Origin of the sequence: Sunxiuqinia indica, assembly GCF_009847015.1 — a bacterium.
In the GTDB taxonomy this organism is placed as follows: Bacteria; Bacteroidota; Bacteroidia; order Bacteroidales; family Prolixibacteraceae; genus Sunxiuqinia; species Sunxiuqinia indica.
In genome coordinates this window covers 297,750-318,952 of record NZ_WVEM01000005.1, presented here as the reverse complement: position 1 = coordinate 318,952, position 21,203 = coordinate 297,750, and the positions used below count along the sequence as shown (strand labels likewise).

Annotated in this window: 20 protein-coding genes and 1 tRNA gene; 12 read left to right on the top strand and 9 right to left on the bottom strand. The window is 39.4% G+C overall.

Annotated elements, in window-relative coordinates; all coding sequences use genetic code 11:
* Window positions 1–46: 46 nt before the first annotated feature.
* Complete coding sequence (locus GR929_RS10015) at window positions 47–850, bottom strand: CPBP family intramembrane glutamic endopeptidase (protein ID WP_159519297.1); 804 nt, start codon at window positions 848–850, stop codon at window positions 47–49.
* Window positions 851–1,196: 346 nt separating this feature from the next.
* On the opposite strand from GR929_RS10015, the gene gdhA (GR929_RS10010) reads away from it, so the two are divergent.
* From gdhA (GR929_RS10010) to GR929_RS09965, 10 genes are all read left to right on the top strand, one after another.
* Entirely contained in the window at window positions 1,197–2,549 is a 1,353-nt protein-coding gene (gene gdhA / locus GR929_RS10010) for an NADP-specific glutamate dehydrogenase (protein ID WP_159519295.1), read from the top strand.
* 239 nt (window positions 2,550–2,788) lie between these two features.
* The gene (gene gdhA / locus GR929_RS10005) at window positions 2,789–4,123 is read left to right on the top strand and encodes an NADP-specific glutamate dehydrogenase (protein WP_159519293.1); all 1,335 of its coding nucleotides are present in this window, start codon (window positions 2,789–2,791) and stop codon (window positions 4,121–4,123) included.
* A 99-nt stretch (window positions 4,124–4,222) separates the two neighbouring features.
* On the top strand, window positions 4,223–5,002 hold the full coding sequence (locus GR929_RS10000; protein WP_159519291.1) for a TatD family hydrolase: 780 nt from the start codon (window positions 4,223–4,225) through the stop codon (window positions 5,000–5,002).
* A gap of 142 nt (window positions 5,003–5,144) precedes the next feature.
* The gene (locus tag GR929_RS09995) at window positions 5,145–6,173 is read left to right on the top strand and encodes an asparaginase (protein WP_235934248.1); all 1,029 of its coding nucleotides are present in this window, start codon (window positions 5,145–5,147) and stop codon (window positions 6,171–6,173) included.
* A 66-nt stretch (window positions 6,174–6,239) separates the two neighbouring features.
* Window positions 6,240–6,327, top strand: a tRNA-Ser gene (locus GR929_RS09990).
* A gap of 167 nt (window positions 6,328–6,494) precedes the next feature.
* The gene (locus GR929_RS09985) at window positions 6,495–7,322 is read left to right on the top strand and encodes a MotA/TolQ/ExbB proton channel family protein (RefSeq protein ID WP_235934245.1); all 828 of its coding nucleotides are present in this window, start codon (window positions 6,495–6,497) and stop codon (window positions 7,320–7,322) included.
* Between the two features lie 8 nt (window positions 7,323–7,330).
* A complete protein-coding gene (locus GR929_RS09980) occupies window positions 7,331–7,786 on the top strand; it encodes a hypothetical protein (RefSeq protein WP_159519289.1) in 456 nt (151 codons plus the stop codon).
* Between the two features lie 37 nt (window positions 7,787–7,823).
* Window positions 7,824–8,402 (top strand): ExbD/TolR family protein, encoded by a 579-nt coding sequence (locus tag GR929_RS09975; RefSeq protein ID WP_159519287.1) that lies wholly within the window; start codon window positions 7,824–7,826, stop codon window positions 8,400–8,402.
* 1 nt (window position 8,403) lies between these two features.
* Window positions 8,404–8,871, top strand: coding sequence for an ExbD/TolR family protein (locus GR929_RS09970; RefSeq protein ID WP_159519285.1), 468 nt, complete (start codon window positions 8,404–8,406; stop codon window positions 8,869–8,871).
* A gap of 77 nt (window positions 8,872–8,948) precedes the next feature.
* A complete protein-coding gene (locus tag GR929_RS09965) occupies window positions 8,949–9,287 on the top strand; it encodes a cupin domain-containing protein (protein ID WP_159519283.1) in 339 nt (112 codons plus the stop codon).
* A gap of 48 nt (window positions 9,288–9,335) precedes the next feature.
* Here the strand turns inward: GR929_RS09965 and aspS are convergent, their stop codons facing one another.
* A complete protein-coding gene (aspS, locus tag GR929_RS09960; RefSeq protein WP_159519281.1) occupies window positions 9,336–11,096 on the bottom strand; it encodes an aspartate--tRNA ligase in 1,761 nt (586 codons plus the stop codon).
* Between the two features lie 64 nt (window positions 11,097–11,160).
* Between aspS and GR929_RS09955 the strand changes: the two genes are divergently transcribed.
* Window positions 11,161–11,628 (top strand): nucleoside deaminase, encoded by a 468-nt coding sequence (locus tag GR929_RS09955; protein WP_235934242.1) that lies wholly within the window; start codon window positions 11,161–11,163, stop codon window positions 11,626–11,628.
* 57 nt (window positions 11,629–11,685) lie between these two features.
* Here GR929_RS09955 and nqrF read toward each other — a convergent pair whose 3' ends face one another.
* The 6 genes from nqrF to GR929_RS09925 are packed head-to-tail and all read right to left on the bottom strand — an operon-like array spanning window position 11,686 to window position 17,520.
* A complete protein-coding gene (nqrF, locus tag GR929_RS09950) occupies window positions 11,686–12,948 on the bottom strand; it encodes an NADH:ubiquinone reductase (Na(+)-transporting) subunit F (RefSeq protein WP_159519279.1) in 1,263 nt (420 codons plus the stop codon).
* Between the two features lie 20 nt (window positions 12,949–12,968).
* Complete coding sequence (gene nqrE / locus GR929_RS09945; protein ID WP_159519277.1) at window positions 12,969–13,586, bottom strand: NADH:ubiquinone reductase (Na(+)-transporting) subunit E; 618 nt, start codon at window positions 13,584–13,586, stop codon at window positions 12,969–12,971.
* 20 nt (window positions 13,587–13,606) lie between these two features.
* On the bottom strand, window positions 13,607–14,257 hold the full coding sequence (locus GR929_RS09940) for an NADH:ubiquinone reductase (Na(+)-transporting) subunit D (protein WP_159519275.1): 651 nt from the start codon (window positions 14,255–14,257) through the stop codon (window positions 13,607–13,609).
* Between the two features lie 6 nt (window positions 14,258–14,263).
* On the bottom strand, window positions 14,264–14,956 hold the full coding sequence (gene nqrC / locus GR929_RS09935) for an NADH:ubiquinone reductase (Na(+)-transporting) subunit C (RefSeq protein WP_159519273.1): 693 nt from the start codon (window positions 14,954–14,956) through the stop codon (window positions 14,264–14,266).
* Between the two features lie 19 nt (window positions 14,957–14,975).
* Window positions 14,976–16,133: an NADH:ubiquinone reductase (Na(+)-transporting) subunit B gene (locus GR929_RS09930; RefSeq protein ID WP_159519271.1), complete on the bottom strand. Its 1,158-nt coding sequence runs from the start codon at window positions 16,131–16,133 to the stop codon at window positions 14,976–14,978.
* A 34-nt stretch (window positions 16,134–16,167) separates the two neighbouring features.
* The gene (locus tag GR929_RS09925; RefSeq protein WP_159519269.1) at window positions 16,168–17,520 is read right to left on the bottom strand and encodes a Na(+)-translocating NADH-quinone reductase subunit A; all 1,353 of its coding nucleotides are present in this window, start codon (window positions 17,518–17,520) and stop codon (window positions 16,168–16,170) included.
* Between the two features lie 196 nt (window positions 17,521–17,716).
* On the opposite strand from GR929_RS09925, the gene GR929_RS09920 reads away from it, so the two are divergent.
* Window positions 17,717–19,000: a type IX secretion system plug protein gene (locus GR929_RS09920; RefSeq protein ID WP_159519267.1), complete on the top strand. Its 1,284-nt coding sequence runs from the start codon at window positions 17,717–17,719 to the stop codon at window positions 18,998–19,000.
* Here GR929_RS09920 and GR929_RS09915 read toward each other — a convergent pair.
* The gene (locus GR929_RS09915) at window positions 18,997–21,087 is read right to left on the bottom strand and encodes a PAS domain-containing sensor histidine kinase (RefSeq protein WP_159519265.1); all 2,091 of its coding nucleotides are present in this window, start codon (window positions 21,085–21,087) and stop codon (window positions 18,997–18,999) included. The genes GR929_RS09920 and GR929_RS09915 overlap by 4 nt on opposite strands.
* Between the last annotated feature and the right edge of the window lie 116 nt (window positions 21,088–21,203).

The window sequence follows — 21,203 nt, the reverse complement described above, 5'->3', positions numbered from 1 at the left end:
GTTGCAAAAATACAACTTTTAGCGATCTATTACTTTTTGTCCAAGTTTAAAGATTTCCTGAATTAATATGCTTTGTATAGTTTGTTTTGTAGATGAATAAGATACTAAAAGCCAAAGTTAAGGCTGCTGCCAAATATAAAATGAGGTACACCGATGTGTTGTCAATTGCTGATTCGATACTAAAATTAGTTCTTAAAAAGTGGTATGAAAAGAATGAAAAAGCATTGTACACCATGTGAGCCGAGATGCATGTTAGTATAGATTTTGTTTGCCAAAAAAGGTAGCCAAAAAAGATACCTCCAATAAATCCGGTTACTAATTGTGCCAGGTTAAAATGAATTGCAGCAAAGAGAAGTGCCGAAATCGCAATTGCCCGAAATGGGCTGAACTTATGGAGTAGGTTTCTCAGGATAATACCACGAAAAAGGATTTCTTCTAAAATCGGGACAATCACAACAATCACTATAAAGGAGTAGATTTTTAATTGCATTAGCTGTTCCAGGTAGTTTAAGTAAATTTTAGAAGAGGGAAGGATTAGGTCTAGTGGGTCAACTACAAAAAATAATGCCAGCGTGCTAACAAAAGCAATCGGAAGAAATGATAAGGGCAGCTGTTTCAAATCATTTTGAATCGTAAAGCTTTCAACGTTTTTTCGTTTAACGGCGTAGCTGATCACGAGCACGTTGGCGAGTATGGTAGAAAGAGAAAAGTATAAGACAATAAATGTGTTGTTACTGGGGGCTGCTTTTTTAAAAAATAGTTGGGCAGTTAATATCGGGAGGTAAAAAAACAGTGTAATTAAAATGAGTTTACCTATTGTAGAATTCTTCGGTGTCAATTTTTTGGGCATGTCGCTTCTGCTAGTTAATCGTAACAACGCAAAGTTATAGTGATGCAAGATTACTTCATATCTTTTTCATTACTTTTTGATAGACGCTACATTTCGAATGATGAATGGCACTTTTCCACGCATGAATAGACTTTTTTTAATTCTAGTAGAATGGCCCTGGAGTAATCAACAATTAGAAATGTTTCGATTCGAATGGATGCGAGAAAGAATTCTTCTTCTTGTTAAAAGAAAGCAGCTTGGATGTGTTGATTTATAGTTGCTGATGTCTTTTTCTCACTGCTCAATAACAGCTTGTAAGTTTCATGTTGGTTTGCGAACTTATAGATTAAAATAAAATTTATTTACTATGGAAAAATCAACAAGCAAGTTTATCCGTTCGTTTATGGATTATGTGAAAGCCAGAGATCCTTTTCAGAAAGAATTTCATCAGGCAGTGCATGAGGTGGTTGAATCTATCGCTCCCTTTTTGTTGAATAATCCCAACTATAATCAATCCAAGATATTAGAACGGATTATTGAACCTGAACGTATTGTTCAGTTTCGGGTTCCCTGGACGAATGATAAGGGAGTGGTTTCGGTAAATCGTGGGTTTCGTGTGGAGATGAATTCTGCCTTGGGGCCCTATAAAGGAGGGTTGCGTTTTCATCCAACGGTTAATCTAAGTATCTTAAAATTTCTTGCTTTCGAGCAGGTTTTCAAAAATAGCTTAACCAGCTTACCTCTTGGCGGAGGAAAGGGAGGATCGGATTTTGACCCGAAAAATAAATCGGATAACGAAGTCATGCGTTTTTGCCAGAGTTTTATGACAGAGCTTCAGAGGCACATCGGTCCAAATACTGATATTCCAGCCGGCGATATTGGGGTAGGAGGAAGAGAGATCGGCTTTTTGTTTGGTCAGTATAAACGAATACGAAATGAATTTACCGGTGTGTTAACCGGGAAAGGACTGGAGTGGGGAGGGAGTTTAATTCGTCCTGAGGCGACTGGTTATGGGGCGGTTTATTTTGCCGAAGAAATGATGAAGCGGAAGGGAGAATCGTTTGATGGAAAAGTTGTTTGCATTTCTGGTTCGGGTAATGTGGCTCAGTTTGCTGCAGAGAAGGTAATCCAATTTGGTGGGAAGGTTGTTACCATGTCTGATTCGAGCGGGTTTATACACGATCCGGATGGAATTGATCGCGAAAAACTAGATTATGTGATGGAGCTTAAAAACATCAGTCGGGGCAGGATAAAAGAATATGCTGAGAGGTATGGTTGTATTTACAAAGTAGGCGAGCGGCCCTGGTCGGTAAAATGTGACGTTGCTCTGCCTTGCGCAACCGAGAATGAAATTAATCAGGAAGAAGCAACGATGCTTCTTAAAAATGGATGTGAAGTTATATCAGAAGGGGCAAATATGCCGAGCACCCCCGAGGCTGTTCATGAGTTTCATAAAGGACGGATTTTGTATGCACCCGGCAAGGCTGCTAATGCTGGCGGTGTGGCTGTTTCAGGATTAGAAATGAGCCAAAACAGCATGCGTATAAACTGGACCCGGGAAGAAGTTGACGGCCGATTGCATACAATTATGAAAAGTATTCATGAAATGTGCGTGAGTTATGGAAAACATAATAACGGATGGGTAAATTATGTTGATGGAGCAAATGTGGCTGGCTTTGTAAAAGTGGCCAAAGCCATGATGGCTCAGGGATATGTATAGGAAAAGTAAATCTCGGGGGAGACTATCGCATGTGCGCAGGGTATGTGTGTTTTTATAAAATGTATCGTCATCTTATGGCTCAGTCAGTTATCTGTTTCTGTGGCTGAACCTTGATATTAGTTGCTGTTCTTAAACATTACTATTGTTATTAAGACTTGGGCTAAAATCAGTTTTTAAGGCTAATTTCGTCGTTTCCTTTGTTAAGGTAATTGGCAGTTTTATTCTGAAAAAATAATAAGATGAAAGCGGATATTAACGAATTTCTGACAGCATTAAAAGCAAAAACAGCTGGTGAAAAGGAATTTCATCAAGCGGTTCAAGAAGTGGTAGAAAGCATTTGGGATGTCTATCAACAAAATCCTCGATATAAAAAGGCAAAAATATTGGAACGTATGACTGAACCTGAGCGGGTAATTATGTTTCGCGTTCCTTGGGTTGACGATTTAGGAGAGGTCCAAATTAACAGAGGGTACCGTGTCGAATTCAATTCGGCTTTGGGGCCATACAAAGGCGGATTACGTTTTCACCCTACAGTAACTCTTTCAATTTTAAAGTTTTTGGGTTTTGAGCAGACCTTTAAAAATAGCCTCACAAGCCTGCCCATGGGCGGAGGAAAAGGAGGTTCAGATTTTAGCCCCAAAGGAAAGTCTGATAATGAAATTATGCGGTTTTGTCAAAGCTTTATGACCGAATTGCAAAGGCATATTGGTCCTCATACCGATGTTCCTGCCGGCGATATTGGAGTCGGCGGACGGGAAATTGGTTACCTGTTCGGGCAGTATAAACGAATTCGGAATGAGTTTACTGGCGTGCTAACAGGCAAAGGACTCGCTTGGGGGGGGAGTTTAATTCGCCCCGAGGCAACTGGTTTTGGAGCCGTATATTTTGTGCATCACATGCTCTCTCTGTTGGGTAAAGACATTGCCGGACAAACTTTTTCCGTCTCCGGATTTGGCAATGTAGCCTGGGGGGCAATCACTAAAATTGCTGAGCTTGGGGGTAAGGTGGTAACCATCTCGGGACCCGATGGCTACATTTATGATGCTGATGGTATTCATGGCGAAAAAATCGATTATTTGCTGGAGCTACGAGCAACGAATAATGATATTGTTGAACCATATGCCGAAGAGTTTGGTGCCAAGTTTTACCCCGATAGAAGACCTTGGGAGCAAAAGGTTGATATCGCCATTCCATGTGCTACCGAAAATGAGGTGAATTTGGAAGACGCTCAGTTGTTGGTTAAAAACGGCTGCTTCTTATTGGCCGAAGCTTCCAATATGGGATGCACTGCTGATGCTGCTGAGTATTTAATTAAAGCAATTAGTTATGCCCCGGGTAAGGCTGTGAATGCTGGAGGTGTTGCAGTATCTGGTTTGGAGATGACCCAAAACAGTCAGCGATTAAACTGGACACGAGAAGAAGTTGACGGCCGTTTACACATTATAATGCGTGAGATTCATGACACCTGTGTGCGTTATGGTCGAGAAGGTGATAAAATCAATTACGTGAAGGGAGCCAATGTCGGTGGTTTTGTGAAAGTCGCAGATGCGATGTTGGCGCAGGGGGTTGTTTAATCAGTGACGGTTCATACCAGAACGGAGTAAATTTCTGAGGAAATTATCAATTAGATAATATTCAGAGTAAGGATAACTAAGGCAAATTGGTTTTCTTTGATGCAAATTCTTGAAATGCTTATTGATACACATTCTCATATTTATTCCGAAGATTATAAAGACGACATTGACGAAGTAATAACAAGGGCTTATGACAATGATGTTCGGAAAATAATTCTACCCAATATCGACAGTTCCTCGATAAAGAAGATGTTGGATCTGGCTGATCAGTATCCTCAAATTTGTTATCCGATGATGGGCTTACATCCTACTTCTGTCAGCGAAGATTATCAGGAAGAACTTGAACTGGTGAAATTTTGGTTGAAAAGAAGACCCTTCTATGGAATTGGAGAAATTGGAATTGATTTATATTGGGAAACTACTTATTTAGAGGAACAGTCGATTGCTTTTAGGCAACAACTGAAGTTGGCTAAAGAATATAAGTTGCCGGCTGTGTTGCATGTTCGGGAGTCTTTTGAAGAAGTTTTTGCCATTGTAGAGCAGGAAAATGATAAAGATTTAAGTGGTGTATTCCATAGTTTTACAGGAACAATTGAGCAAGCAAAAAAAGTTATTGAGCAAGGATTTAAGATTGGAGTGGGAGGAATTGTCACCTTTAAGAACAGTGGGCTGGATCAGGTTATTGGGCAGATTGATCCCAAGCATCTAATCCTTGAAACCGATGCACCTTACTTGACACCTGTCCCATTTCGAGGTAAGCGCAATGAAAGTTCCTATCTGATTCATATCGCACGGAAAATTGCGGAACTTCATCATGTCTCGGTTAATGAAGTAGCTAAAGTAACTTCAGCCAATGCGACTGAATTATTTGGGATTTAAGGTCACGGACCTATTTGATATTTTCGGTTTCGCTTCTATCACAAATTGTTAAAGACTCGAAACGTGACACTAAGTTATTCGCACTACTTAGTTCAAATTCTTTCTTTACATTTGTGCACTTATTAAATTAAATTAAATTGAGGTGGAAAATAAATCTATACTCATAATCTATACGGGCGGTACTATTGGGATGGTTCAAAAAAATGGACGCGGCGCTTTAGCTCCGGTTCGGTTTGACCAGATCGCTGATGAAGTACCCGAAATCAGACGGTTAGGTTGCCATCTGGAGGCTATTGCATTTAATCCTCCTATTGATTCGTCTGATATGTCGCCAAAGACCTGGGCTCGTTTGGCAAAAATGATTCAGCGAAACTATAGTAAATTCGATGGCTTTGTTGTGTTACATGGAACCGATACGATGGCATACACGGCTTCGGCATTGAGTTACATGCTTGAGAATCTGGATAAGCCGGTTGTAATGACTGGCTCCCAATTACCAATAGGCGTGTTGCGGACTGATGGGAAAGAAAATTTAATAACTGCTATAGAAATTGCTGCGGCACAGGATAATGGCATGGCTATTGTTCCTGAGGTTTCAGTTTATTTTGATAATAAGTTGTACCGGGGAAACCGGATTACGAAAAGGCATGCTGATCATTTTAGTGCTTTTGATTCGGTCAACTATCCGATACTAGCAAAAGCCGGGGTCGATATTAAGTTTTTTCATGAGAATATTTACCATTCCGAAAAGAAAGGAATATTAAAAATTAGTCCCAATTTCGATGATCATGTAGTGATTTTAAAATTTTTTCCGGGTATGAATCGTGAGATCTTTGAACAAATATTATGTATGCCAGCAATTAAGGGTGTAGTTCTGGAGACTTTTGGTTCCGGAAATGTTCAAACAGCAAGCTGGTTATTAAGAGCGGTAAGGAAGGCACTTAGACGAAACGTTATCTGTGTCAATGTTACGCAATGTCAGGGTGGTACGGTTAAAATGGGGCAGTATCAAACCAGTCGGGAATTAAAAAAAATGGGTGTGATAAGTGGCAAAGATATGACGACAGAAGCAGCAGTAACCAAGCTTATGTTTTTGCTTGGACAAGGCTTGGGGCTTGATGATATCAAGTTACATTTGAGAAAAAATTTGAGTGGTGAAATAAGTGAGTAGCGTATTTTTATTTCACATTTTTTTTGTATTTTGCAGCCCTGAAAAATTTTGGCTCCCAAAATGATTGGAGAGGTGCAGGAGTGGCTTAACTGGCACGCCTGGAAAGCGTGTGTACCCCTAAAGGGTACCGAGGGTTCGAATCCCTCTCTCTCCGCCGACAAGGGGACGTTGTTTTAATTAACAAGATGATTAAAAAAAAGTTTGAAAAAAGCAGATAATTCGACTATAATTCACTCGTCTTTATATTATAGATTAAAAACAAAAAACAAATAGTATTATAAACTTAAAAATTCAGAAGATTTACTAATTAAAATTCAACCAATGATGAAAAAACTATTTGCGTTTATAGCAGTTTTTGGGATGCTTTATCTTGGAGCATCAAACAATGTTGTTGCTCAGGATCAAACAGAAGACACAACAGCAACAGAACAAGTAGCAGCAGAAGAAACTGCTCCTGCCGTTGATTTAACAGCCGATGCTGAGGAAGAAGCAGCAGCTGAAGCTGAAGCCGGAAAATCATTACACAGTCAGTTGAAACAAAAATTTATTGAAGGTGGTCCAACATTCATGTCAACTGTATTGATTTCTTTGATTTTGGGTCTTGCGTTAGCTCTTGAGCGGGTTATTTACCTAAACTTATCAACTACAAACACTAAAAAATTATTGGTGAATGTTGAAGAAGCTCTTGACAATGGTGGCGTTGAGGCAGCTAAAGAAGTATGTCGTAATACTCGTGGACCGGTTGCTAGTATTTTCTACCAAGGTTTAGACCGATCAGATGAAGGTTTAGACGTGGTCGAAAAAACGGTTGTTTCTTATGGTGGAGTTCAAGCTGGATTACTGGAAAAAGGATTAAGCTGGATTTCGTTATTTATCGCTCTTGCACCGATGCTTGGTTTCATGGGTACTGTAATTGGTATGATTGCTGCCTTCGATGCGATTGAAGTTGCCGGTGATATTAGCCCGTCTTTGGTTGCTGGAGGTATTAAAGTAGCTTTGATTACGACTGTATCAGGTCTTGTAGTTGCTATTATTCTTCAAATCTTTTACAACTATTGTATCGCGAAAATTGACAGTATTATCAACAATATGGAAGATGCTTCCATCTCTTTGATCGACATTTTGGTAAAACACAATCTTAAAAAATAATTAGACTTATGAAGCTAGAAAAAGTATTATCCATTGTATTGTGGGTGCTTTTAGGAGTTTCAGCGGTTCTGATTGTGTCTATGATGACCAATATCTCGGAGAACGAAGCTGATCCCACTATGGGTGCCTGGATCAATACCAATTTAACATGGTCTTACATACTACTAGGTGTAGGGGCAGTATTGGCTATTGTGTTCGCATTATATCACACATTTACAGATAAAGAAGCCGCAAAGAAAGGTGCTATGGCTCTGGTTTTTTCTGGAGTTGTTTTAGCTATTTCATATGTTATTGCTTCTGACGCTATTCCACAATTTTACGGAGTTGATAAATTTGTTGCCGAAGGAACTTTAGATGCTACAGTATCGAAGTGGGTTGGAACAACCCTTTATGCAACTTATATCTTATTAGGACTTACGATTCTGTCTATCGCAGGGTCTGCCGTCTTTCGTATTTTTAAATAAACCATTGTGGTAACTAAAAACAGGAAAAAATAATATTATGGCAAAAAAAATACCCGAAATACCGGCAGCATCTTTGGCTGATATTGCTTTTATGTTGTTGATCTTTTTCCTGGTAACTACCACGATGGATGTTGACAGCGGATTAGAGCGTCGTCTTCCTCCAATGCCTCCAGAGGATCAAGAAGAAGATGACACACCTCCAATTAAAGAACGAAATGTTTTTGTGGTTTTGGTAAACGCCAAAAACCAATTACTAGTTGAAGGTGAAATAACCGATATTGATGAACTACGTGATAAAGCCAAGGAATTTATGGCTAACCCATACAATGACGAAGATCTGCCAGAAAAGAAGATTGAAACTGTTGACTTTTTTGGACAGGTAGAAATTACGAAAGGGGTTATTTCGTTGAGGAATGACGTTGGAACTCAATATGGGACATACATCGCTGTACAAAACGAGTTGGTAGGTGCCATTAACGAGCTAAGAGAAGAGCTTGCAAAACAAAAGTTTGGCAAGCCTTATGAAAAACTTGATAGTGATCAGCAAGGTGCGATAAAAGATATTTATCCATCTCGGATCTCAGAAGCAGAACCTAAAAAAGTGGGAGGAAATTAGTATGTCAAAATTTAGAAAGAATGATACTAAAGAATTACCACCGATTTCTACGGCTTCATTGCCCGACATCGTATTTATGTTGTTGTTCTTTTTCATGGTTAGTACAACTATGCGTGAGGTAACTATGAAGGTACAAGTAACAGTCCCTTCAGCAACAGAGTTATCGAAGTTAGAAAAGAAATCGTTGGTGAGTTATATTTATGTAGGAACTCCCTTTAAGCAATACCAAAATGTATTTGGTTCTGAGCCTCGTATTCAGTTGAATGATCAGTTTGCAAAAGTATCAGATATACCTGATTACATTACAGCTGAACGTGAAGCTCGAGATGAAGCTGAGGTGCCTTTTATGATTACTTCGCTTAAAGTAGATGAATACACCAAGATGGGTATCGTTACTGATATTAAGCAAGAATTGCGTAAGGCTGCTGCGTTACACATCAATTATTCATCGCGGAAAAAGGAAAGATAATTTGAATTATCAGATATAGATGAAGGGAGAGCTGTTAAGTTCTCCCTTTTTTTATCTTAACAAAAAAAAAAGAAGTTATGGCGACATTAAAATTTGAAGAGATTCCATACGAGATTGTAAGGGAAGGATTAAACCGAAAAATTATTCACACAGATAGTTTGATGACAGTTTTAATTGACTTTACTGATGGCCCATGGACAAAGCCTGAACCAAAACATAGTCATCCGCATGAACAAACGTCGTATATCGCCGATGGTAAAATCATCTTTTTCTGCGATGGTGAAGAGCCGAAGGAACTTGTAGCAGGCGATATGTTTGCAGTGCCTTCTGGTGTACCCCATACCATTCAATTGCTGTCAGAAACAGCCCGTTTGGTTGATAGCTTTAATCCGATTCGGGAGGATTTCCTGAAATAAAAAAAGGGAGCTGCTAGCTCCCTTCATATCTTATAATCGTATTACTCTTTAGTTCTTTTTTGCTTTTAAATTTAGCATTAGATTCAGTTCATCTAACTGATCTTTAGCAATTGGAGATGGTGAATCAATCATTACATCGCGTCCGGCATTGTTTTTCGGGAATGCGATAACATCACGGATAGAGTCTAGTCCGGCAAACAGAGAAACCAGGCGATCAAATCCGAACGCAATACCGGCATGTGGCGGTGCTCCATATTTGAATGCATTCATTAAGAATCCAAATTGAGCGTCAGCTTCCTCTTTCGTGAATCCAAGTAAGCTGAACATTTTGGCTTGGAGTTCTGAGTTGAAAATACGAACAGAACCACCTCCAATTTCAACCCCATTAATAACCAAGTCATAGGCATTGGCGCGAACTTTTCCGGGTTCGGTATCTAGTAAATTAATATCTTCTAGCTTAGGCGCGGTAAATGGGTGATGCATGGCATAATGGCGTTTTGTTTCCTCATCCCATTCCAATAGTGGGAAATCAACAACCCAAAGTGGTTTAAACGTATTTTTATCCATTAACCCAAGCTGCTTTCCCATCTCTAAGCGAAGAGCTCCAAGAGCATCCAGCATATCCGATTTAGGTCCTGAGAGTACCAAAATCAAATCACCGGCTTTTGCTCCGGTGGTATCTGCCCATTTTTGTAAATCTTCTTGAGAATAGAACTTATCAACCGACGATTTGAAGGATCCATCTTCGTTGCATTTTACGTAAACCAATCCTTTTGCTCCAACTTGAGGACGTTTTACCCAGTTGGTCAATGCATCCAGTTGTTTGCGAGTGTAGTCAGCACAGCCCTCTGCGCAAATGGCTCCAATGAATTCAGCTTCGTCGAACACTTTAAAATCGTTGCCTTTTACAACTTCTGTTAAGTCACCAATAAGCATTTCGAAACGGGTGTCTGGCTTGTCTGATCCATACTTTGCAATCGCTTCAGAATAGGGCATGCGAGGAAATTCCTGAATTTCTATATGTTTAATTTCCTTGAACATGTATTTGGTCAGTCCTTCAAAAGTATTTAAAACATCTTCCTGCTCAACGAAAGCCATTTCACAGTCGATTTGTGTAAATTCAGGCTGACGGTCGGCACGAAGGTCTTCGTCGCGGAAACACTTTACAATTTGATAATAACGGTCGAATCCACCAACCATTAGTAATTGTTTGAATTGCTGTGGCGATTGTGGCAATGCATAAAACTCACCTTCATTCATACGGCTTGGCACAACGAAATCGCGAGCACCTTCCGGAGTCGATTTAATTAAAACAGGAGTTTCAGTTTCAATAAAATCCAGTTCATTCAAATAGGAACGAACAGCATGAGCCATTTTCGATCGTAAAATCAAGTTTTCACGCACCGGGTTTCTGCGTAAATCCAGGTAGCGATACTTCATACGGATATCGTCACCTCCGTCACTTTCATCTTCAATTGTAAATGGAGGAACTGCTGATGGGCTTAATACTTTCAAGCTTTTTACATCAATTTCAATTTCTCCTGTTGGAATATTATTGTTTTTGCTGCTTCGTTCACGAACAATACCAGTGGTTTGAATGACAAATTCGCGGCCAAGCTTTTTGAGTTGATTTGTAATATCGTCCGAAGAGGTTTCGTCAAATACTAATTGAGTAATCCCATATCGATCGCGAAGATCTACAAATGTCATTCCACCCAATCCACGTTTGCGTTGTACCCAGCCGGCAAGAGTTACTTCATTTCCTTGGTTTTCCAGTCGTAATTCACCACATGTATGTGTTCTGTACATATCTTTGTTCGTTTTTGTTTGAGTGCAAAAATAAGGAGATTTTAGCAATTAAAATTGTAGGTTTGTGATTAATTCTGAATGGATTTTAAAGATGGAGGCTTTTGATGATACATACTTTATGAAGAAAGCCTTTCAGGAAGCTCAGCTTGCTTACGATGAAGGTGAAATTCCTGTTGGTGCGGTGGTGGTTGCTCAAAATCGGGTTATTGCTCGTGCGCACAACTTGACCGAAACGTTGACAGATGTGACTGCACATGCCGAAATGCAGGCAATTACTGCTGCGGCAAATCTTTTGGGCGGAAAATACCTGAATGAATGTACACTTTATGTGACCCTTGAGCCTTGTGTGATGTGCGCTGGAGCACTCGGATGGGCTCAATTGGGGAAGCTTGTTTTTGGGGCTTCTGATGAGAAAAGAGGCTTTTCAAAATTCGCACCCAAAGCTCTTCATCCAAAAACTGAGTTGGTAGGTGGAGTGATGGCTGAAGATTGCGGAGACTTAATGACTGCTTTTTTTCAGGATAAGAGATAAAAAAAAGAGCTTCCAACTGCAGTTGAAAGCTCTCTGTATTTTTTTTGATTGCTGGAATTAGCTTCCAAAGTCGTCAAACATTACATTTTCATCAGGAACTCCTAAGTCATAAAGCATTTTCTGAACGGCATCGTTCATCATTGGAGGTCCACACAAATAGTAATCAATTTCTTCCGGTTCATCATGTTTACCAAGGTACATATCGTGAATTACTTGGTGGATAAACCCTTTTGGTCCATCCCAGTTGTCTTCCGGCTGTGGGTCAGATAAAGCCAAGTGGAATGAAAAGTTCGGGAATTTCTCTTCAATATCTCGGAATTGGTCGTAGTAAAAAACTTCTCTCCAGGAACGGGCACCGTACCAAAAAGTAATTTTTTTATCCGATTCTTTCAGGGTATGGAACAGGTGAAACAAGTGCGAACGCATGGGAGCCATACCTGCACCTCCACCAATAAACATCATTTCGTTATCATTTTCCTTTAAAAAGAACTCTCCATAAGGGCCTGAAATTGTTACCTTATCACCTGGTTTGCGTGAGAAGATGTAAGAAGAACAAATACCAGGGTTTAGCTTTTGGAAACCTCCATTAACACGGTCGAAAGGAGGAGTTGCAATACGAATGTTTAGCATTACAATATTTCCTTCGGCAGGGTGGTTAGCCATAGAGTAGGCACGGAATGTTGGTTCCGGGTTTTTCATTTTCAGGTCGAATAGATTGAATTGTTCCCACTCAGGTTTAAACTTGTCATCAACTTCAATGTCTTTAAAGTCAACTTCAATTTTAGGAACATCAATTTGAATATAACCTCCCGATTTGAAATCTAAGTTTTCACCTTCAGGTAATTTTACCACAAACTCTTTAATATAGGTCGCCACGTTGTCGTTGGAAACCACTTCACATTCCCATTTTTTGATTCCCATAATTTCCTGAGGAATCTTCAACTCCATGTCTTCTTTTACTTTTACCTGGCAAGCTAAACGCCAATTGTCGTTTTGCTCTTTACGGGTGAAGTAACCGGTTTCGGTTGGAAGAATTGAACCTCCACCATCGACTACCTGGCAACGACACATGGCGCAAGTTCCACCACCACCACATGCTGATGGAAGGAAGATCTTGTTATTTCCCAAAGTGGTTAACAAGGTGTCGCCAGGGTTGGTTTCAAGTACCGTATCGCCTTTATTTATATCAACTTTAACAACACCCGATGGGGTTAACTTTTGTTTGACAAACAGTAAGATTGAAACCAGTAGGATCACCATCAATAGAAAGACGGCGATACTGGTAATAACCACTGTAGCTTGAGCTGCTAAAAATATCATTGTTCTTAGTTTTTATCTGATTATAGTTTTATTCCCATGAATCCCATGAATGCTAATCCCATTAAACCCGTAACAATAAAGGTTATACCAAGACCTTTTAAAGGACCCGGAACATGAGAGTATTCAATTTTTTCACGAATTGCAGCAATACCAACAATAGCAAGGAACCAACCGACGCCGGAACCTAAACCATAAACCGAAGCTTCACCAATATTTAGAAAGGCTTTTTGCTGCATAAACAAAGATCCCCCGAGAATAGCACAGTTAACAGCAATTAGCGGTAAGAAAATACCTAACTGCGTATAAAGTACCGGGGCAAATTTTTCAACAACCATTTCAACCAACTGTACCATGGATGCAATAACTGCGATAAACATGATAAAGCTTAAGAAACTCAGGTCAACATTACCAAAAGTTGGGCTTAACCAAGTTAAGGCTCCTTCTTTTAATACATAGTTTTCTAATAAGTAATCAACAGGAACGGTTATACCCAAAACAAAGATAACAGCTAGTCCAAGTCCGGTAGCCGTTTTTACTGATTTGGATACCGCCAGATAAGAACACATGCCTAAGAAGTAGGCAAAAACCATGTTCTCAATAAAGATGGATTTGATAAATATATTAATCAGGTTTTCCATAATTTCAATTCTTTTGCGGGTTAGTCTTCAATCAGTTTTCGGTTTCGGCTGCGTTGAACCCAAATAATTGCTCCTACAGTTATTAAGGCCATAGGAGGCAAGATCATCATACCATTATTGGCGTAAAAACCTCCGTTTTCGATGTACCAGCTCTCTGGGATAATACGAAATCCCCAAAGTGTGCCACTTCCAAATAACTCGCGGAAGAAACCAACAATAACTAAAATTGCACCGTAGCCGGCGGCATTTCCAATCCCATCGAGGAATGACGGCCAGGGTTTGTTTCCTAAGGCAAAGGCTTCCAGTCGTCCCATGATGATACAGTTGGTAATAATCAAGCCCACAAAAACTGACAGTTGCTTACTTACATCGTAAACAAATGCTTTCAGTACCTGGTCAACCAGAATTACTAAGGCTGCAATTACCACCAGCTGAACAATAATTCGAATCCGGTTTGGAATTGTATTTCGTAACAGCGAGATAATAACATTTGCGAATGCCAATACTGCCATTACTGATAAAGACATAACAACCGAAGGTTTTAATTGGGCGGTTACAGCTAAGGCCGAACAAATACCCAGAACCTGCACGGTAATCGGGTTACTGCTGTCAAGCGGATCGCTAAGCAGTTTTAAATTTTTCTTTGAAAATAAAGGTTCTTTATCGCTCATTTTCTTCTATTTTTTCTGGTTGAAAAAAGCATTATAGAGACTCAAATCATCAGAAATCATGTTCTGTAATCCTTTTGATGTGATTGTGCCTCCAGAAATTGCATCGACTTTATGGATTTCCGGAGCTGTTTCATTTGACTTAGCAACGGTGATTGAGACTAACTCGCCATTGTCGTAAATCTCTTTTCCTTTAAACTGGCTTTGAAAAACCTGCGTAGAAATTTCGGCTCCAAGTCCGGGAGTTTCTCCCTGGTGGTCAAACGAAGCACCATAAATAGTCGACATATCGGAGTTCAATGCCAGGTATCCCCAGATTGGCCCCCAAAGACCAGCTCCACGAAGTGGAACAATGTATTTGATGTCGCCATCAATCTGGCATTCGAAAACCGGTAGTTGTTGTTGGTCAGATGCTTTTGCACGTTCTTTTTTCAAGTCAACGGTAAAAGCGTTACCTTCCAATTTCTCACCTTTCGAATTGACAATATAGCTATTGACAATTTTTTCAGCGTAGATTTCTTCTGCATTTGTCGCATCAGCTGCTATATTGACAGAGGAGAGAATGTTTTGCTTTTTCTCAATCTCAATATTTTTATCCTGAAATGGTTTTAAATTGATGGCAGCCAATGAAAGTATGGCAGCAACCAAAATCACCATTCCCGATGCGTATATAAATGTGTAAACATTACTGTTCCTATCCATTTCTTTATTCTTTTAGGGATTAAGCGCTCTGTTGAACACGTTTTAAACGACGTTTGATATTGCCCTGAATGATGTAATGGTCGATCAGTGGAGCAAATGTATTCATCAGTAAGATGGCCAACATCATTCCTTCCGGATAAGCAGGGTTTACTACGCGAATTAAAATGGCTAACACACCAATTAAAAATCCGTAGATCCATTTCCCTTTATCTGTTTGTGCTCCTGATACCGGATCAGTTGCCATAAATACAGCACCAAATGCAAATCCTCCAATGATTAAGTGTTCCCAGAAAGGCATTTCCATATAAGCATTTACTGCAAAAATATTCAACAGAATACCCATAAACAGTCCACCTAAAACAGTCGAGAGCATAATTTTCCAGTTTCCAATACCGGTGATGATAAGAATTGCAGCACCAATAAGAATGGCTAATGTTGAAGTTTCGCCAATTGAGCCGGGTATCAAACCTACAAAGGCATCCCAAACATTAAGGTTTGTTTCTCCTAAAACAGCTTGGGCCATCGGCGTTGCACCGGTAAAACCATCTGCCATTTTTTCAATCCCACTGGCTGAAATCCACACGGAATCACCAGACATTTGTGCCGGATAAGCAAAGAATAAGAATGCCCGGGCGACGAGTGCCGGGTTCCAAATATTCATTCCCGTTCCTCCAAATACTTCTTTTCCAAATACAACAGCAAAGGCTGTGGCCACACCAATCATCCAAAGAGGTGTATTGATCGGCATTACCATCGGAATTAAAATACCGGAAACCAAAAATCCTTCGTTCACCTCATGACCTCGGAATTGGGCGAAAATAAATTCAATACCCAATCCAACAATGTATGAGACAAGAATAACAGGCAGTACTTTTAGGAATCCAAAAAGAAACAGATCGAAAAATGCAGCCGTTTCCAATTGGCCTAAAGCACCAAAGTGTTGGTACCCGATATTGTACATTCCCATAAGTAATGCAGGGACAAGAGCAAAAACCACGATTCCCATGGTTCTTTTCAAATCAATATAATCATGGATATGAGTTCCTGATTTGGATGTATCTTTCTGGACGAAGGCCAATGTAAAGAAAGCATCGTGTGTCGAATGTAGCCAATGGTATTTGGCTCCTTTCTGTACATATGGTTTCGTTTTCTCAAAAAAGTTCTTTAACGCTTTCATTGAATTATCTATTTTGTTTTGAGAACAACATCATTTATCCTAACTCTTTAATCATTGAGTTGATTCCTTCACGTAAAATATTCTGTACTTTGATTTTGGATGTACAGGCATATTCACATAAAGCCAAATCTTCCTCAATTACTTCATAAATTCCGAGTTGTTCCATTTTGTCGATATCGTTAACCAAAATGGCTTTTAGCAAATGAACTGGCAGTAGGTCCATCGGAAGGAATTTTTCGTATTGTCCCGAAAGAACAAATGCGCGTTCACCACCATGCATGTTGGCACTCAGCGCATACTCTTTTTTTGGAAGAAGCTTGGAGAAAAAGGCCTTGCTGGCTGAAAATTTATCAAAGCCAGGAGCAGCCCAGCCCATAAATTCATACTCATCACCTTCAGGGATAATTGTGATTTGTTGATCGAAATAACCCAAGAAGTTATCTGAATCAACTTTTTCCCCGGTCAGTACATTTCCACTGATAATTCTTTCTTTGACTTCTCCTTTTGTTTTTCCTTTTAAAAGGTCGGTCAATTCAGTTCCGTGGATGGTTTTTATGTATTTGGGAGTTTTCACCTCCGAGCCTGTCAAAGCAATCGTTTTACTGAAATCAACCTGCCCTGTAGCAAATAAACGACCAATATAAACAAGCGCCTGTGGACTTAGTGTCCAAATAAGATCGTCTTTGCCAATTGGGCAAACTTTACTGATTTGGATACCTACATTTCCTGCCGGATGTGGACCGCTGAATGTATTGGTTTCAACGTTTTTCAGTTTCGAGAATACACCGGAAGATTGTTCCGGGGATAATCCCAAAAATACTTTTCCATCCGTTAGTTTGCTTACTGCATCGATTCCGGTTTGAAGTGCTGCTTGCTCTTTGGAGAACAAGAAATCGAAATCAGGTGCCAGTGGTGATGAATCGAAAGCTGAAATAGCGATGTGGGTTGGTACATCGCCGGGCTTTGCTAAGACACCATAAGGACGTTGCTTAATAAATGGCCAGATGCCACTTTTTAGGATTTGTTCCCGAATTTGTTCACGTGACAAGGTTGACGGATCAGCCTTTGTGAATTTGATATATTCACTAGTGCTGTCGGGCTCAACCACAATCTCTAAAACCTTTCTACGCTCGCCTCGGTTGACAGACTTTACTGTACCACTTACGGGAGATGTAAATATAATTTCTGGATTGTACTTGTCGAAAAAGAGGGCATCACCAGCTTTTACCTTTGCTTCTGCTTTCACTTTCAGCTTAGGCGTTAAGCCTGGAAAATCAGTTGGCTTTAGGGCTACTGTTTTCGGTGCGGGAGCATCCTCCAGAACCACCTCGGCAGTTCCTTTCAACCGGATATTGAATCCGCGTTTCAATTTAAAATGCTTTGACATTGTAATCCCTTGTTGTAGTTATTATTTAGGGTGGCAAAAGTACATATTTAAAAAACTTTTCACAATCTTTGTTTTACAAACTTATAAAGATTGAAATATTTATATACGTTTAAACGTTCGAACCAAAGAGCGTTTAAACAGTAATCGTAAGTTCTGACTTGAAAATGTAGAACTTAGATAAAAAAAGATCAAACAAATGCGGGTTTTAGTTTATATAATAGTCGTGAATTGCTGCGTTATTTTTACATTAAATTCTCAGGCGCAAAATGAGAGCGAGTACCATTATGAAAATGCAGTTTTCAAAGAAGAGATCAGAACGGTAAAGGCTTTTCGGGAGGGATATGAGCTTAGTGATCCAATCTATGAATCGGGAAGTGATGTTAATCTGATTTTTAAGTTTGATGATTTATCAAACGAAACAAAAAACTACTACTATACGATCTTGCATTGCGATGCTGATTGGAATGAATCATACATCCTTCAGAATGAATATTTAGATGGATTTTTTGATAATCCTGTGACCGATTATGCCCCCAGTTTTAATACGACAATGACATATGTCAATTACCTGATCCGGGTGCCAAATGATGATGTGCGCATTACCAAGTCGGGTAATTATGTATTAGTTGTATACGAAGATCAGGATAAAGAGAAATTAGTGCTTACCCGCAGGTTTCAGGTTCTTGAACCCAAGGTTAGAGTTGCGGGAATTGTGAAACGGGCTACGTTCGATCCGTTTAAAGGAGATAACCAGGAAGTTGACTTTACAATTTATCACGAAAATTTACCGATTCTTAATCCAAGAGAAGAGGTGAAAGTGGTGATCATGAAAAATGGAAGGTGGGATACCGCAATTCGGGATTTGAAACCACTTTTTATTAAGGAGCATGAGTTGGATTATAATTACGATAAAGAAAACGTTTTTCCCGGGGGAAATGAATATCGGTATTTTGATATTCGTACCCGAAAGTATACCGGGGAGAATGTCGCGTCAATCGATTTTTTCAGACCATATTATCATGCAACATTGATGGCAGATGAGCTTCGGGCAAATAAGAAATATTTTCCGTATAAAGAAATGAATGGAAAGTACGTTGTTGAAAGCCAGGATAGGGTAGATGATTATGACACCGAGTGCGATTACTTTTTTGTGCATTTTACTTTGCCGTTAGAAGCACAATTGGTTGGCGGGTCGGTGAATGTATTTGGAGCATTGACCAGTTGGAATGCCAATAAAAGTAATGAGATGACCTGGAATTATGAAACCGCCAGCTATGAATTGACACTATTGTTGAAGCAAGGGTATTACAACTACCAGTATGTTTATGTTCCAGAAGGTAGTAAAAAGGCCGATGCGACGGTTCTTGAAGGCTCGCATTACGAAACCGAAAATGAGTATCAGATTTTCGTATATTATAAAGGCATATCCGGCAGGTATGATCAGTTGGTAGGCTACAAACAACTAAAAGCCGATTTCTAACGAACGACCTGAAGGGTTCCTTCTCCGTTTTTAAAAGGTATACTGAAATAGAATCTGGAGCCTTTGTCGATTTCTGAATTAACTTCAATTGGGCCGCCCAGTAAGCTAGCGTAATGTTGAGCAATCGCCAGTCCCAGTCCCGTCCCTTCGTATTTCCGGGTTGTCTTATTGTCTAGTTGATGAAAGCGTTCGAAGATGCGGATGATTTGGGCCTCATCAATTCCAATGCCGGTATCCCTTACAAAAAACTGGAGTCGCTCTTTACCATCCATTTGATAGCCAAACTCAATTTCTCCTTCATTGGTGAACTTCACGGCATTATCGAGCAGTTTTTTTAATATTTCGTTTAGTAATTGTTTGTCGGTTACAACACCAAACTTGGGATTGGCATTTTGGTTGTTTAGTTTCAATCGGATCGGTTTTGAAGTCAAATCAAAACTATACTCACGGTAAAGGTCAACCATCAGGTCATTAACTTTACAAAAGCTTTCTTTTACATACACCTGTTTACTTTCAATCTTCGAAAGGCTGATCATGTCATTGATCATTTCCATAAGTAATTTACCATTGGAGACGATAATGTCGATGAATTTATTTTTTTCTTCCAGGTCGAAATCCGAAGAACCAATCATTTTTGAAAATCCAATAATCGCATTCATCGGAGTTCTGATTTCATGAGAAATATTGGCTAAAAAGGCTGATTTCAACTGGTCTGCTTCTTCTGCTTTATGTTTGGCTTCTTCCAGGCGAATTTCAGCTATTTTTCGTTTGGTAATATCGCGGGCGATCGAAATGACTGAGTTATCATCTAAACGGGCAATGCGCATTTCAAACATCGCGGTTCCTTTTTTTACATCTAACGCATATTCAATGGTCTCAATGGTATCCCGGCTAATGGCATCCTGAATACATTGAAAGATTTTCCGCGACATCTTTTCAGAAAAACCAACCTCGAAAATAGAATTTCCAATAATATCATCAGCATTAATCTGAATCAACTCCGATTCTTTAATGACAAAGTCCATGTAGATGCCATCTTTATCGATAATGAAGAAGATGTCTGGAATTGCTTCCAGCAAGACCTTGTAACGCCTGCGGCTGTCCCCCAATTCTTTTATGGTTTCGTTATGAGTGGTTGTGTCATAAAAAATACTGGCAATCTGATCTGAGCCGGGATTCAGCACATAAACATCGAACCACTTGTCGAGGTGCTCTACAAAAATCTCGGTCCGTTGTTTTGTTTTGCTGTGTAAATAGTGGTTGTTCCAGTCGAATGAGTTGCGAAAAACTTTTGGGAAAATAACATCTGCGTCGGTATTATGAATTTCCCGAGGATTAATCTTAAACATCCGTTGAAATGCCGGGTTCGTTTTGATGACCTTCAACCCAATAGGAGTGTTCATTTCATCTTTAATGATGCGCATTAATAAAACCCCTTGCTGAAACGTTTTTACCGTATTGTTAATTTGGTAATCGGTTGTTTCAACCTGATTTCGTAGTTCTTTAAGTACAAGTTCGTAATTGGTGGAAATGAGAAAAATTACCGTAAAAGCAATTGTAATGATTAGCAGAGGGTTTAATATTAGCTCGTCGGTTGGCCAATAGATACCTGTTGCATCTCCCAAACGACCTGCCTTGTATAAATGAAAGCAAACTGTAACAATGCTCACTGCATAGTTAATCAGTAATTTTTGTCCGGTTTTGCTACTTAAAAGAAGAATGAATAAAAATCCGGGAATGAGCGACCACACGGTGTAGGGAAGAGCATTCTTTATTGGAAGAATTGAATACTGCGACGAGATAAAAAAGAAATAGACGGCAAAAGGTATAAGAAATACGGTATTTACAGCGCATTGAGGACGTGCATTGCGCAAACAATACAGGCCAACAATCGTGATTGCCATTATTGAAACATCCCCAGGAATACATTCATTCAGATTATAACCTGAAATAGAAATAGTAAAGTCGGTTAATGAATATAGTAATCCCAGAAACAAAACAATGTGAAGTCCGATAATTTTTCGTTTATCTTCACTTGTTGATAATAAATAGGGTTTCGTAATGAAGTGATATATCGCTTTAAGCATGAAAAAAATGTGCCGTTAAAAATCGGACTAAATATAGCAATTTTTAAGGGGGAATAAATTTTATCCAACATATTGTTTGTTCTAATTTTCAAAACTGATTTTTATTAGTAATTAAT